Below are 14861 nucleotides of genomic sequence, written 5' to 3'. Positions count from 1 at the left end.
GTGCAGCGATAATCTGAGGCATCCGCTGTTTCATATTTTCAACAAACTGCCTTAACTTTGCCGGATAAAAGTACGCGCCGAAATGAATGCGGATTTTTAAACACATCCACTGCACGTATGCACAGACCGTTGTTGACGCCTTCAATTTTGCAGCATAGATCTCATTTTCAATTTTGCATAATTAGCCGAACTTCACATTCTGATATCAGCAAAATCTAATCAGCTTTTTTTTTGACCAATACCGCAATTTCTATGTTCTCGTCCGGGTATTTTTAACATCCGGGCGTGATTAAATCGCCTTGAAATCTCCCCAGCAAAGCAGATCCGTCATGCGGCACAGGGTGTCACTTTGGCAGATCGTAAGGAAATCATCACATGAAAACAGCGGTTTTGGTTATAGACGTACAGCGCGCTTTTTTCGAGCAGGAACCTCTGCCATATAGAGCCTCCGCGACTGTCAACAACATTAACTCAGTAACTGAATGGGCAAGAGCACAACGCTATCCGGTTGTCTATGTTCAACACCAACGACCAGGGTTGGAACCCGGCAGTGACGGCTGGCATTTGCAGCTGGATTTGTTAGTTCGTCATGGTGATCAGTTTGTACAGAAGAGCACCCCAGATGCCTTCCAAAACACTATTTTGAAACCATTACTGGATCAGCATGGTATCGAGCACCTGATCATCTGTGGCTTCGCCACTGAATTCTGTGTAGATACGACTGTGCGCCGTGCCGCGGCCCTGGGATATTCCGTAGATTTGGTTGCAGATGCTCACACCACTATGGACAAGGCCCATGCTGATGCCGCATGCATTCGCCACCACCATAACTGCACGCTGCCCGCAATTACCAGTTTTGGCCCGACTATCCGCGCGATACCAACTGCGCAGTTAACTGCCACCGAAACCGTTGCGGCAACCCTGGCGCTTTAATTGCCCGCTGCTGAAGCGATCAGTGACTGCCCATAAAAAACCGTGGTGATTGGCCACGGTTTTTTATTGCTGACGAGTATGGTTAGTTTGGGATGATGTTTCTCACCTGAAAATCAAACCAGCTAGCTCGACCATTAGGTGCGGTGGACTTAACCTGCACCTGCTGAAATCCATGCAGTGTCACTGGCACCCAACTCTTATTTTCGGCATCGATGGCAATATTATTCGCATCGTACCAGGTAAAGCGATACTGCAAATTCTGATCATATGACGTATGGCTTTGCAAGGTTGCATAGCCATTAAGCTGACCGCCGCCCGGATACGCTTGTATACCTTCAACACTGAGCTTGCGCCCCATGCTGCCATTGTCAACCCGATTAACGCCTTGAGAATTCGCATAAATTCCAGCGGTATTGGTCACACAAGCCCCAAGAGTGAATAATGCCATTATCGCTAGCACAGCCGTTTTCATCATAGATACTCCTTCATCAATCGATCAGAAAATGCGCTCTCGCCGTAGCAATCAACTGTTTGCGATTTGTTTGCCAGCAATTGATATGCACATTGGCGACACGCCGCCCTTGCCGAGTGATATAGCATTCAGCATAAGTGTCCTTGTAGTAACCAGCGCGCAGGTAATCGATAGAGAAATCCACCACCTTAGGCACTTTACTCGTTTGCATAAATACCATCAGTTGGATGATCGCCGACATCTCCATAAACCCAGCCATCACCCCGCCATGTAACGCAGGCAGCACCGGATTACCGATATTGTCTTCTTTGGCTGGTAAGCAAAATACCAACTCATCACCGAAGCGGTTGACCTCCATACCAATAAAACGGGCATAGGGCACGTGCTCCAGCAGATAGCTAAAATCATTGGTCTCGGCGACTTTAGCGACCAGAGATTTAACATCACTTATCTGAGTTTTGTTGTCGCTCATGCGTGCTACTCATCTCCCATTAACGCTTGCCTAAATGCGTCACCGATCATCTCTGGGCTTATCCGCATAAAGCTCCCCACGGCATGCGCAAGTGGATCATCAATGCTGTCCTGATAGGCAATACCGCGAGTAAAGGCCACCGTGGATGACAATCGATAACACTCGGCAAATCCATATATGGGTTTATGTGGTTGCGCCGGTTTCATATAGTCAACACGAAGATCCAGCGTCGGTGAGATTTCCAGTGAATCAAATTTCTGCTTAATCGCACACACAACTGCACAACCACTGGCGGTATCCATCAGGGTAGTGATCACGCCGCCATGCAATACGCCGGTATCAGGATAACCAATCAGCTTTTCATTGTATGGCAATTCCAACAACACATGATGTTCGCTAGCTTCATGCACCTGCAATCCCAGACGGCGACACTGAGCTAACTGGTTAACAAACCGGGTTGCCAACCCGGTCATAGGGAAAAATTCGGGATTGGTCTTCATTTATCGCTCTTGCTACTGCTTTTGCGACTCAGCATCGGCCCCAAAGGTTCGCCACCTAACAGGTGCATATGAACATGGAACACTTCCTGACCACCATCTTCATTGCAATTGACGATTAACCGATAACCGCCTTTGGCAATCCCGGCTTCTGCAGCCAGCTTGGCCGCCACAGTAAACATCCTGCCCAACGCCTGCTCGTCAGAAGACTTAACATCATTAACCGTTGGGATTACATGGTTAGGTACAATCAACAGGTGGGTTGGTGCCTTGGGCGTGATATCCCTGAAGGCTGTTACCAAATGGTCCTGATATACAATATCTGCTGCAATCTCGCGCCGTACAATTTTACTGAATAGGGTTTCTTCGGCCATAGTCCACTCTCCGGTGTATTACTCTCAACGCCTTAATATCACAGTTTTTTGTCTATTTAGCCATTATAACCGAAGCAATCACAGATGGAGCGTTCAAACCATCATGCCATGTCGAATTTGCTGTAAACCGGCAGCAACAGCCTTCAAGTTGACCACCATGCTGGCAGCATAACGGCACGGCATAAAATCGTCGAAAATTGTTATCTGTGATTGCTGTCAACAGTCATTTTTGGCAGCATGATCGTCATCTTAAGCTCACCAAACTTTCTCGTCCCATGATCCGTTATCAGATTACCGCTATCGATCCGGTGGCTCATCTGTTTGAAGTTGCATTGCGTATCGATAAACCCGCCCCAGTACAACAACTGTGGTTACCCGCCTGGCTGCCCGGTAGTTATATGGTGCGCGACTTTGCAAAAAATCTCATTGATATTCGCGCCTTCGATGAAATCAATCGACCACTAGCGTTGCAGCAATTAGATAAGCAGCGCTGGCAGGTTGCATCAACTGCCGAAGTTCTGCATCTGCGTTACCGTGTCTATGCCTGGGACTTATCCGTGCGAACAGCACATTTGGACCAGACCCACGGTTTCTTCAATGGCAGTAGCGTATTTCTGGCGGTATCAGGCCGCGAACAACATGCGCACGATGTCGAAATTCTACCGCCGAAAGGCATTGCCGGATGGCAACTCGCGACCATGTTGCCGCGCATGAGCGGCGAGGACTGGCAGTTTGGCCGTTTTCGTGCCAAGGATTATGACGAGCTTATCGATCACCCGGTGGAGATGGGCACTTTTACCGTAGGAACCTTCGAAGCCTGCGGCGTGCGCCATGACGTGATTCTCACCGGCCGCCATCAATGCTGTATGCCGCGATTGCTGACCGATTTAACGGCGATCTGTGAAAGTCAGATCCAGCTTTTTGGTACGCCAGCACCATTCGAACGTTACCTGTTCATGACACAAGTATTGAAAGATGGTTTTGGTGGACTGGAACACAGCGCCTCAACCGCCCTGCACTGCTCTCGCCATGAGCTGCCAACGTCACTGGATGCACCGCTGGATAAAGACTATCGCAACTATCTGACGCTGTGCAGCCATGAGTATTTTCATAGCTGGAACGTCAAGCGCATCAAACCCGCCGCATTTATGCCCTATCAACTGGAGTCAGAAAGCTACACCAGCCAGTTGTGGGCCTATGAGGGCATTACCTCCTACTACGATGACTTGATGACCTATCGCAGCGGCCGTGTAGACAAACAAGGCTATCTGGAGCTACTGAGTCAGACATTTACCCGCGTTTACCGCGGCAATGGTCGCTTACTGCAAAGTCTCACTGATTCCAGTTTTAATGCGTGGACCAAGTTCTACAAGCAGGATGAAAACGCCGTTAATGCCATCGTCAGTTACTACACCAAAGGCGCGCTATTTGCCCTGTTCCTTGATTTGACGTTGAGATTAGAGACAAACGGTAAAAAATCTCTGGATGACCTGATGCGTGCACTCTGGCAGCGTTTTGGTCAAAAAGCCGTTGGCACCGATGATGATAGCCATCAACAGCTCTACGGTGAGTTGCTCGGCCGTGATGCCAGTGCTGAATTTGCCTGGCTCAGCAAGGTTGACGATCTGCCACTGGCAGAACTTTTAGCTAAATTTGGCGTTGAGCTAAAATTACGTGCCAGTAGCGGCAACAGCGATCAAGGTGGCGGCGATGCTGACGGACTCGCTATCGGCTTTGGCGCTAAGTATAAAGCGGAAGGCTTGGGGATTCGGATTACCAGCGTCAGCAATGGCTCTCCGGCGCACAAAGCAGGACTCAGTGCCAAAGACCTGTTGATTGCCGCCGATGGACTGCAAGTCGGAGCGCAGTTCGAGCAAGCACTGCAACGATATGCAGCAGGCGCAGCCATTACTCTGCATTGGTTCCGTGACGATGTGTTGATGAGTGGTGAGTTACCCATCGAGGTTGCCGCCAAAGACACAGTGTCACTTATCCTGAAAGATGAACAGCAAGCCAAAGCGTGGCTAGACTAAACCTTTTAGCATGCGGATTAGAAAAGAGTGGTGCCAACCGCTCTTTTCTTCGTTTGAATGCAGCGGCAAAATCCTCGCGATAAGGCAAACAAGTGAGTTAACACCCTCTGCGATTTGTAAACATCATCGACGCTTTAGCAACTTAAGCCATGAGATCTGTATATCTGCTTCGCAAATGTCACAGATTGCTTTACTATGCGCCACCCAGTCGAGTTTCATTAAAATGAAAAGGCCAATATGTCTGCCAATGCACTCTATACCGACCTTTCGGGCTATTACGATTTGATGTGTGTCGATATCGACTATCAAGCCCAAAGCCACTGCATCCGCAGACTTCACCAGATATTTGGCAATGGTGGCAATACACATCTCGATTTAGCCTGTGGCACCGGCCCACATGTGCGTCATTTCATCGATTTTGGTTATCAAAGTCGTGGACTGGATATCAATCAGCCCATGCTCGATATCGCGGCCTCTCGTTGTCCAGAAGCAGATTTTATCCTGCAAGATATGAGCAGTTTTGAGGTAGATGAACCACTGGATTTGATCACCTGTTTTCTTTATTCCATTCATTACAACGGCGGCATCACCAAACTGCAAGAATGTATTGCCCACGTTTACCACGCACTAAAGCCAGGCGGCACTTTCTGCTTTAATGTGGTAGCAAAAGATAAAATAAACAATGCTTTATTCGTCAAACATAGCGCCAAGCAAGACGACGATTTATTTTCCTTTCGGTCCAGTTGGTATTATAGCGGTGAAGGCGAAATGCAATCACTAAAACTCAGCATTGAAAAAACCAATGCCACCGAAACCCAAATATGGCATGACGAACATCCCATGGTCGCGTTCAGTTTTGCAGACTTAATCGCACTGTTACAACCTTACTTTGAAGTGCATATGTTTGAACACGACTACAACAAAATCATCCCTTGGGACCAGCAATCCGGCAATGCCATTGTGACTTGTGTGAAGATTTAACACCCTCACAAAACAACACATTAATCCGGCACTGTTGAAAACGGCGTCTCATTTGCGTTGTTAGACTCGTAAGTACATGACATTAAAATACAATTCATGAAAGATTGCCGTATTGTAGGATTCACTTTTTCCGTTTTGCGGTTAAAGTGACAATCGCTACCCCCGCTAACACCAATATTGCGGCCAGAGAACTTATCAACCTTATCGGTTCATCAAGAATAAGCACGCCGAGTATCGCGCTAATTATTGGCACTGACAGTTGCACCGAACCGGCACTAATGGTGGCGATGCGGACCTTCACCCAATACCAGACTGCATAACCTAAACCTGATGCTAAACCACCCGATATAATCGCGTATCCCGCGCCAAGCTGGTCTAATTGTATTTGCGAATAAAATAGCAGCAGCATTATCAGTGACATGGGCACAGCGATGAGAAAACTACTTGCGGTGTTGATGATAGGAGCGTCATCCGATTTTCCTATGATAGAAAAGCAGCCCCAAGCCATACCGGATATCGCCATCATCACCGCTGCGCCATAAGGTGGCGCCGAAGCGCTGGGTAACAAGAATAAGACCAATCCCCCCAGAGCCACGATCAATCCAATGAGACTAGCGCGCTCGCCTTTCACAAAACCATAGGAAATCATCGTCAACTGCGCGGCCGCAAACAGTATCAATGCTCCAGCCCCGGTACTTATTTCACGATATGCCAAAGCAAACGCCGCCGCATATGTAAAAAGAAAAACTGCAGAGAAGCTGGTAGTTAACGAAATAACCGGTCGGCGACGCAGCATTATCAATATGAAACTCAGCACTATTGCCCCGCTGATGATGCGGATGACGGTATAAGATACCGCGTCAATGGCGGTAGTTTGAAAAGCCAGACGCGCAAGTAACGAATTGGCCGCAAACGCAAACATAGTCAAACACGTCAGCAAGACGACAAAGACAACCATCTGCTTAGGGCCTTGCTGAACGGCAAAACTTAACTTTTCGGGCAAGTTCTGACCTCACGCAATAATGATTAGTTAAATGGCTTAATGAAAAAATAATAGTTCATTAATCGCGAGACAAAGTCATTGCGTCGAGACAGTTATCGCCGTCACTGACGCGCATGATTAAGGGAGCGGCTCAAATCCGACAGTGATCCAATGACGATTATCGGAGCATTCGCAACAGCACATATTTGAGTTCATTCCGGTAATGTTCTAGGCAGAGAAAATTAACATTAACCTCGTCTTACCGCCAAAAATACGCCTATCGACATCAAGATCAGGCCCAGGACGCGTTGTAATGTAATGGTGTGCATTGGCGCCCCTAACAAGCCAAATTGATCTATGGTGGCCATCGATATGAGTTGACCCAGCAGAACAAAAGCCACGGCATTACCAACACCAAATTGAGGGGCAACCCAAGTAACACTCAGAACATAAAAAGCGACAAATGCGCCCCCTAAATAGAAATAAAAAGGGAGTGACAGGGTTGGTATTGGTTTGAGTCCGCCTTCGACTACAAACAGGAAAATAATTGAAATTAACAAGGCGACGAAAAATAAAATACAGGCTGCAAATGCGGGGCTTCCTGATGTTGAGCCTAAAGTCGCACTTAATGCCGCCATCACTGGGATACCGATTCCGGTAGCCAGCATGAGGCAAGCGAAAAACAGTTGGTGTGCCATTTTGGGGTCCTCTCGGTACATTCAGGGGCAGATAGCTTGACGTGGAAGTAGTGTATGTACTTCGTTAGGATAGAAATGGGAATCGTAAATTAACTTTAGCCTTATATAAGAACCAATGTACAAATTAACCAAAATTTCACTGTTGATTGCGCTGTTTTTCCGCAACTGTCGTTGAACAGCCAACAGCGACGGAGCATGTAATTCGTAGTGATGTTTAAGAAATCTTTGTGCCTTAAGTCTGATATAAATTACCCTTCCATTACTCTGCAAACATTCAGAGCTTAGGCATATAAATATCAGCTTATAAATACCCAAAGGAAACTGGATAACTAACAACTGGCGACAATCTGTCATATTGCCGCCATGGGTTAGCGTCTTGGTCAAGCAGGTTTGATGTTCTGATTCATCCTGAACAGGTTGTGCGGATCAAATTGCTTCTTGATCGCTTGCAGTCGCGCATAGGTTGGACCATAAGCCGATTCAGTACGATCGGATTCGTCCTGTGTCAGGAAGTTAACGTAAGCACCACCACTGGCAAACGGTTTGGTCTTCGCAAAAAATTCACGCGCCCATGCAATACAATGCTGGTCGTCTTCAGCCAAATCCCATCGGCCATGCACATTCATCACGTAGTTGGCATCCCGACTTGAATAGGCCATCGCCTCGGGCGTTGGGCGACTGGTCGCACAACCAATTGAGGCAATAAAGATCTCGCACTGCGCGGAAGGTAGCGTCGCGGCATATTCAATCGCAGCATCAATTACCCCATCACTGAGTTGGGTAAAATTATGCGATTTCCAGTAGTTTCTGGCCCCAGGGGTAAGCAACGGATCAAAGGCTTGTTGCCATGCGCTGAATGGTTGTACACCTACGTGCTCGCCAAGAACAGTGCCAAACTGCCGTAAAGGTGCGATGAGTTTCTCACCTTCGGCAGGATCACCTGCATAACATAAAGCAAGCGCAATCATCTCTTTGCCGTGCACCGCCTCCGGTAAGAAAGGTAAAGGCGGTGCTTTTCGGGCTACCATCCAGACGCTCAGTTCTTCCGGTGCCGTCTCGGTAAAGCGCGCAAATTGAGTGATAACAGATTTTGCTTGCTCGAACGGGAAAACAATCAAGCCACTGAGAACATCCGGACCAACTGGATGCAGCTGAAACTCAAACTGCGTGACAATGCCGAAATTACCGCCGCCGCCACGTAAGCCCCAAAACAAATCTGCATTTTCAGTCTCACTTGCATGTAACTGACGACCATCGGCGGTAACAACCTCCGCCGACAGCAGATTGTCGACAGTCATGCCATATTTTCGGCTTAACCACCCAAATCCTCCGCCCAGGGTCAAGCCGGCAATGCCAGTGGTCGAGTTGATGCCCACAGGCGTTGCTAAACCGTACTTTTGGGTCGCCGCATCGACGTCAGCCAGGGTACAACCGGGTTCAACCTTAGCGCGTTGTGTTTGCGGATCGACCTTGACCTGATTCAACAGCGACAGGTCAATCATGATGCCGTCATCGCAAATGGCATTACCCGCAATATTGTGTCCGCCACCGCGAACGGCTATCAACAACCCATTTTCACGTGCGAAATTTACCGCTTCAACAACATCAGCAACTGACTTGCAACGGGCTATAATGCCGGGTTTACGGTCGATCATGGCATTCCAAATCTTGCGAACTTCTTCATAGGTGGGGTCATTTGGCAAAATAACGTCGCCGTGGAATTGCTTTTTGAAATCGTCGATGACGGCTTTTTGTAAGCTTTTCATACGATTGTCCTCTCATGCTTTACATGAGCACTGACGAACATGGAATCGTATTAATTCGAACGGCGTTCAGCATACTCATAGTAAAACTTTAAAGATGAATAGTTCTTACTACGAAACTAGAACTGTTGGCATTTTTAGCGTAGCAGAAACTCACTCGGGGACATGCCGTATGTAAGTGTTCCGATCAGTCAGGGAGATGAGCCATGGCTCGACGAGGAGGCAATAGAACCCTTGAGTAATGGCAGTATCGGTAAAATTTAAGCCATTCGATTAAAATACTTGTCTGGTATTTGCCCTGCTAGGTGAATTTTCGAGGTTGAGGTTTATCCATGTCGCGTCCGAACGAAGCCTAAAATTCAGTCCCGCATCACCAAGTCATGATACTACTCGTTCCACACCAGAGCCGAAGAGCGATGATCATCCCTCTCCCTTTTGAAACCTAACAACGCCCGAGGTTGCGAAAAGAGACAACGCGACGAGGAGTATTTGCTGTTGGCTGATATTTCACTATTAACATGATTGCCGACATAAATGACTCAGTCTGATGAATCATTGTGTCCTTAGCGGATTAGCTTAAGTATCGCTCGACATTAAAAAGCACGAGCAGCGTCTACAGCGTTAGCAAATTCACTAAACCACTACCGTTTTATTTCATTGCCGTGTTAGGTACGAAATATGTGAGGACAGCCAAGCAATTTAATAAGTTTATCTCCGTCAGTTTCCAGGCCATCAACTTGTAGTGAAATTTCTATAAGCGTCTGAGGCACATTACTTTCGTTCAGACTAATAGTATGCCGTTGTGTCAGGTTAACAGCGTTGCAATAACAGACATCTTGGCAAATACCACAGCCGACACATAGGGCTGGCGTAAAACGAAGTTTTGTCAGATTGTCCCCGGTATCCCGGTGCAACGCCTGTGTTGGACAACTGCTTGCACAAATGCCACATCCAACGCACTTGTCTGAGATTTGTGGTCTATAAAATATTGGCAATTTAACATCAGAATTATCAAGATGTCGCAGCTGCTTTAAGGCGAAAATGAACTGTTGCCAATTATCGGGAATCCGTGGTGATGGCGGCATAGTAACAGTTGATACATCATGTTGACTGTTCTCTTTGACAGATATAGTTGCACATTCATCCATGTTTGACTGTTTCCATAGTCTCGAAAAAAAATTCCGCCGGGAAACTCCCGAGCGGGACAGTCCAAGGTTATGTGTTGACGAGGACGAAATTGCTTCTAGGGAAAAACTCTGCAGAACTCGGATGTGTACTGATAGTTTTAGAGTAAACAATAATTGTTGTAACGCTTGTTGGCGATGGATAACGAGTGGAAAAACTTCATGAGATGGGCATTCCCGACAGTCGCCACACACTAATTGAATATCGATCGCCCCCTGAGCAAATGTTTGCAGTAATGCAGAATTATCAGCAGCGACCAAGCAGGTAATAAATAGCGCATTATCTATATCGTGGGCCACATTTTGGCAGGCAATTATTGCTGTTGAGTTCTTGTGGATTGCTGTATTAATGTATTTATGCAGTGCATTGATATCATTGTTTTTTAATTTAATGGCCCCCATCGGGCAACTTGCTGCACACGCGCCGCATTCAGTGCATATATTAGTATTCTGCACCACCTTGCCATCTGATAATTCCAAGGCGTTTGTCGGACATACATCTACACAATGATGGCAACTGGACGAATGATGTAAATGCCGGGCGCAGCGAGATGATACTCGGATTTGAGGTGCTACGCTCCCAACCTCATCTTGTCCAAAATTCAGCAACCCGGCCATATAATCCTCACTGTTCCATAGCTGTAATCATTGACATTGCCGCTCTTCGTCCATCGGCAATAGCTGTGACAACCAAATCTGAACCGTGAACAATATCGCCCCCCGCGTACACCTTAACGAGTGATGTCTGCAATGCATTTTCAGTGGATTGTTGAGTGACGATATAACCGTTGTTGTCTAGTTCCACCCCGATTTCATCTAGCCAAGGCATATGCTGAGCCTCAAAGCCCAACGCCAAAATAACCCGTTCGGCAGCAATAACCCTTTTAGGTCCAGCAATCACAACAGGTGCTTTTCTGCCACAGGCATCCAGTGCCCCCAGTTTTGTTGACTGGACAATTACCCCCGTTACTTGAAGCGAGTTATCTAACTGCAGCTCTACTGGTTGAACATTAAATCTAAATTGCGCACCTTCTTGCTTTGCAAGCGCCACTTCTTTAACCGATGCAGGCATGCTGGCCTCATCTCGACGATATAGGCAGGTAACTGACGCTGCATTTTTCCGCAGTGCTGTTCTGACACAATCCATCGCGGTATCACCGCCGCCGATGACAACAACATGTTTACCCATGACATTCAGATATGGTTGTTGTTCAGTTTCAGAGAACCCCATAGTATGACGATTAACGGCCATTAAATAAGGTAATGCCTGGATCACGCCTGAGGCATCTTCGTGCTCAAGACCTGCGGTTTTGGATCTGTAGGTACCGGTTCCCACGAAAACTGCATCGTAAGTTTTTAGTAATTCATTGAAGGATATGTCTTTTCCTACCTCGGTATTGAGGTGAAATTCTATTCCCATTTCGCTGAACAGCTGTTGGCGTTGTTGCAGAATTAGCTTGTCCAGTTTATAGGAGGGAATGCCAAATGAGAGCATACCGCCAATAACAGGATATCGGTCAAAAACCACTGGTTGTATTCCATTACGGATAAGAACATCAGCACAAGCAAGTCCTGCTGGTCCAGCGCCAATTACTGCCACACGTTTATTTTTAGGCTTCACCCGACTCAGGTCAGGTTTCCAGCCCTGAGCAATAGCTGCGGTTGTAACAAAATGCTCAACGGTGCCTACTTTTACCGGACCATCCAGTTTTCCGAGACTGCATGCCCCTTCGCACAATCGTTCCTGTGGACAGACCAAACCACAAATTTCCGGCAAGCTGTTAGTGCTATGCATCACTTCCACTGCATCTATGAGATGGTTGCCACGTAACAATGCCATCCATGCAGGAATTTCGTTGTGTAAGGGGCAAGCTTGTTTGCACAGACCACATTGGATACAACGTAATGCCTGATTGAACACATAGTTTTGCGTCGGTTGTTTTGGAGACAGCGGTAAAGCTTTAGGCGTGACACTCTCAATGGTTGATGTCTCTGAGGTAATCGTCGGAATAATGGTCTTAGGCGATATTTTCAGCCAACGGGAGAAAGGAAAAGAAATTGCGTGTACTGGACAAGCAGCAGAACATTCCGAACATTTTGTGCATCGAGCTCGGGGGGCTGATTGTTCAGGGTGGTGTAAATCAATATCTTCATAACAGGCTTGGGTACACAACTGGCAATCGAGTCCTTTGCTGCGAAGACAGGCTTGCTGATCAACTGTCGGACGCCAGAAGTGGTTAAGTTTACTGAGCAGCGACATCAACGCTCCCAGTGGGCAGATATTTTTACACCAGTGGCGTAATAAAAATAGCTCTATGATTAATGCTAACGGAAAAGCAATCAGTGACCATGTTGGCTCGTTATATCCGATGAGCCGCCATATCACGATAATCGAACCAAAGGTCAGACCAATGGGACATATCAGACAAAATACCGGAAAACCGAAAATAGCTGTTGATAGTAATGTTCCCCCTAAAACAAAATAGGAGGTGTTATTGGATATTGACTTTGTTTTTGGCGTTTCCGCATGGGGTAATGACTGTGCGCCCGACGTTTTGTCAGCTACAGGGTGTGTTGGCTGATTTTGAGTCATAGGATAATGCAATGCAGGCTCGACTACCTCGGTAGTGGGTCGGGTCGATGCAACAATTTGATGTTTTTGCTGTAGACGAGGGAACCAACTGCGAAACAGCGGCATTGGACAAACCCAAGCACAAAAAAATCGGCCTAAGAATATTACGATGATGACCAATACGGTCAGGGCAATCACTACACGTGGCAGGAAGCTGTGACTTGCCAACATCGCTTCTAAGCCACCTAATGGACAGATGGCATCAATCATTCGATAGCCAAACGCAGAGATCGTGCCGGTGCCGGTTTTAAAAGCCAGACCAATAATCCCTATCAAAATAAATAAGCTGATAGTAAATGCCCGCCAAAAAGAAGGGTTACGTGATTTCATGCTCTTAAACCTCTCCATCTCTGGGCCTGACTTCAATGCCACGAGTTTTTCCACCTACGTAGGAACGTAACACCAACGCCGGACAGACTTTTTCGCATTTCCCACAACCGTTACATTTTTGAGCATCGACCACTGGTCGATTGTGAGCATCCAGATAAATTGCGCCATAAGGACAGGCATCGAAGCATACGGTGCATCCGTCGGCATTCCAGGCAATACAGGTATCTGTAATGGTTGCCAGCCCAATCTTTACAGTTCTTTCGTCAAAAAGTTGTAGGGCTCCAGTGGGACAAACTTCGGTGCATTTACCGCACATGGTGCAGTAGCCATCATGAAATTTCATGATCGGAGTACGGGCTTCTGCCAGCCCGTCTTCCACATGAGCGACTCCAATAACTGACGTCGGGCATACGCTACGGCAGCGGTCGCATTTTATGCATTTAGCGAGAAATTCAGCCTCGTTCTGACCACCTGGTGGGCGGAGTAACCACTTCTTTGCAAGATAGGTCGCTATCCAGCCCAGTCCTAGCATGCTACTGATGGCGGCGATCCCCATCAGAAATCTCCGCCTACTGGGCCTGATAAATGATTTGGCAGCATCTCCCATTTGTGCAGATTGTTGCGGACTTTTCATATTGGCACTGCTCAGCAATAAAGCGTCACGTGATAAGCGCTTGTACTGAGTTTCCTTACTCTGAAATGGTGACTAAATACGAACGTTTAATTGTTCGTTCTGGTAGTCTGGGTTTACCAAGACCGCTGTGCTCGGGCTCAATTCTTCCAAGATATCCAGATCCAGTTTTAAAAACCGATCAGTTATCTTAGCGACAGCTTTATAAAAATCGCTGGAAGCACATCGCTGAATATCTTCACAGAAGTTAGGAACCCAATTGAGTAAGTGTTTTTGCAAAAATTCTTTTTGGGTATCAATGGCACGGGTAATTGTTGACCAGTCATCCTTCGACATCGCTTGTTGAATTTTATGGCAAAGATACGCCATAAACTCACACTCCAATGCTATATGATCCTCTGGAATATCCAGTGATGCTGCTTTATCTAATCCATTAGCATGGTATGTCGCTACCACATCTACCCATGCCTCTTGCATAACGAGTCTTTCTGGGCTGGTATAGACTGACTCATAGGGGTGAGCCACTAAACCTGAATAGATGCCAGCACCTAAAAAAACTCTGGCATAGTCAACCGCCAGATCGGTCTCGTTTTTTTGATGTTTTAGATAATTGGTAAGTAGTTGATATCCCTCATTGAGCTCGGCGTCACCACTATTTTTAGGAAACTGCATTTCGGCCAGTCTTTCTAGTAATGATTCATCCACTTCTAACTTGTATAAGCGCCCTAGCAATAGATATAGCTCTTCACGATTACCAATGAGCATTGCATATTCCGCATTCTGATCCATCTTATATTCCTTTTCTTTTTATATAGCAGGGAGTGAATAACTCCCTGCTATCAGTTACCACATAGTTAATGTCTGTAGTTGCCCCCACCA

14 protein-coding genes and 1 pseudogene are annotated in these 14861 nt (G+C 46.9%); 3 read left to right on the top strand and 12 right to left on the bottom strand.

The window, feature by feature from the left end; translation table 11 throughout:
- Positions 1–375 precede the first annotated feature (375 nt).
- Positions 376–933: an isochorismatase family protein gene (locus KDN34_RS06685; RefSeq protein ID WP_212596114.1), complete on the top strand. Its 558-nt coding sequence runs from the start codon at positions 376–378 to the stop codon at positions 931–933.
- Positions 934–1015: 82 nt separating this feature from the next.
- On the opposite strand, the gene KDN34_RS06680 is transcribed toward KDN34_RS06685, so the two are convergent.
- From KDN34_RS06680 to KDN34_RS06665, 4 genes are read right to left on the bottom strand one after another with little or no spacing between them, the layout of a single operon-like run.
- On the bottom strand, positions 1016–1408 hold the full coding sequence (locus tag KDN34_RS06680; RefSeq protein WP_212596113.1) for a YcfL family protein: 393 nt from the start codon (positions 1406–1408) through the stop codon (positions 1016–1018).
- Between the two features lie 13 nt (positions 1409–1421).
- On the bottom strand, positions 1422–1877 hold the full coding sequence (locus KDN34_RS06675; protein ID WP_212596112.1) for a PaaI family thioesterase: 456 nt from the start codon (positions 1875–1877) through the stop codon (positions 1422–1424).
- 5 nt (positions 1878–1882) lie between these two features.
- Positions 1883–2377 carry a PaaI family thioesterase gene (locus KDN34_RS06670; protein WP_212596111.1) on the bottom strand — a complete coding sequence of 165 codons (495 nt, stop codon included), beginning with the start codon at positions 2375–2377 and terminating at the stop codon, positions 1883–1885.
- Positions 2374–2748, bottom strand: a complete 375-nt coding sequence (locus KDN34_RS06665; protein WP_212596110.1) for an HIT domain-containing protein — start codon at positions 2746–2748, stop codon at positions 2374–2376. The genes KDN34_RS06670 and KDN34_RS06665 overlap by 4 nt, the downstream gene beginning before the upstream one ends.
- Before the next feature lie 275 nt (positions 2749–3023).
- Between KDN34_RS06665 and KDN34_RS06660 the strand changes: the two genes are divergently transcribed.
- Together KDN34_RS06660 and KDN34_RS06655 are read left to right on the top strand one after the other, a co-directional pair.
- The gene (locus KDN34_RS06660) at positions 3024–4781 is read left to right on the top strand and encodes a M61 family metallopeptidase (RefSeq protein ID WP_212596551.1); all 1758 of its coding nucleotides are present in this window, start codon (positions 3024–3026) and stop codon (positions 4779–4781) included.
- Positions 4782–5018: 237 nt separating this feature from the next.
- Positions 5019–5762: a class I SAM-dependent DNA methyltransferase gene (locus tag KDN34_RS06655; RefSeq protein ID WP_212596109.1), complete on the top strand. Its 744-nt coding sequence runs from the start codon at positions 5019–5021 to the stop codon at positions 5760–5762.
- A gap of 121 nt (positions 5763–5883) precedes the next feature.
- On the opposite strand, the gene KDN34_RS06650 is transcribed toward KDN34_RS06655, so the two are convergent.
- The 8 genes and pseudogenes from KDN34_RS06650 to KDN34_RS06620 form a co-directional block, all read right to left on the bottom strand.
- Positions 5884–6765, bottom strand: a complete 882-nt coding sequence (locus KDN34_RS06650; protein WP_212596108.1) for a DMT family transporter — start codon at positions 6763–6765, stop codon at positions 5884–5886.
- Positions 6766–6992: 227 nt separating this feature from the next.
- Positions 6993–7412 carry a DMT family transporter gene (locus tag KDN34_RS06645; protein ID WP_228730475.1) on the bottom strand — a complete coding sequence of 140 codons (420 nt, stop codon included), beginning with the start codon at positions 7410–7412 and terminating at the stop codon, positions 6993–6995.
- A 410-nt stretch (positions 7413–7822) separates the two neighbouring features.
- Positions 7823–9208 (bottom strand): FAD-binding oxidoreductase, encoded by a 1386-nt coding sequence (locus KDN34_RS06640; protein ID WP_212596106.1) that lies wholly within the window; start codon positions 9206–9208, stop codon positions 7823–7825.
- 662 nt (positions 9209–9870) lie between these two features.
- Complete coding sequence (locus KDN34_RS06635; RefSeq protein WP_212596105.1) at positions 9871–11007, bottom strand: 4Fe-4S binding protein; 1137 nt, start codon at positions 11005–11007, stop codon at positions 9871–9873.
- Positions 11008–11014: 7 nt separating this feature from the next.
- A complete protein-coding gene (locus KDN34_RS06630; protein ID WP_407695794.1) occupies positions 11015–12649 on the bottom strand; it encodes an FAD-dependent oxidoreductase in 1635 nt (544 codons plus the stop codon).
- Positions 12632–13192 (bottom strand): annotated as a pseudogene (locus tag KDN34_RS17515) (4Fe-4S binding protein); the annotation flags it as partial. The pseudogene KDN34_RS17515 and the gene KDN34_RS06630, both read right to left, overlap by 18 nt.
- A 163-nt stretch (positions 13193–13355) precedes the next feature.
- Positions 13356–13907 (bottom strand): 4Fe-4S dicluster domain-containing protein, encoded by a 552-nt coding sequence (locus KDN34_RS06625; protein WP_212596103.1) that lies wholly within the window; start codon positions 13905–13907, stop codon positions 13356–13358.
- A gap of 150 nt (positions 13908–14057) precedes the next feature.
- Positions 14058–14771 (bottom strand): TorD/DmsD family molecular chaperone, encoded by a 714-nt coding sequence (locus tag KDN34_RS06620; RefSeq protein WP_212596102.1) that lies wholly within the window; start codon positions 14769–14771, stop codon positions 14058–14060.
- Positions 14772–14861 lie beyond the last annotated feature (90 nt).

Source organism: Shewanella yunxiaonensis (assembly GCF_018223345.1).
Lineage (GTDB): Bacteria > Pseudomonadota > Gammaproteobacteria > Enterobacterales > Shewanellaceae > Shewanella > Shewanella yunxiaonensis.
The sequence above is the reverse complement of the archived record's forward strand: the minus strand, read 5'-3'. Positions and strand labels throughout refer to the sequence as shown.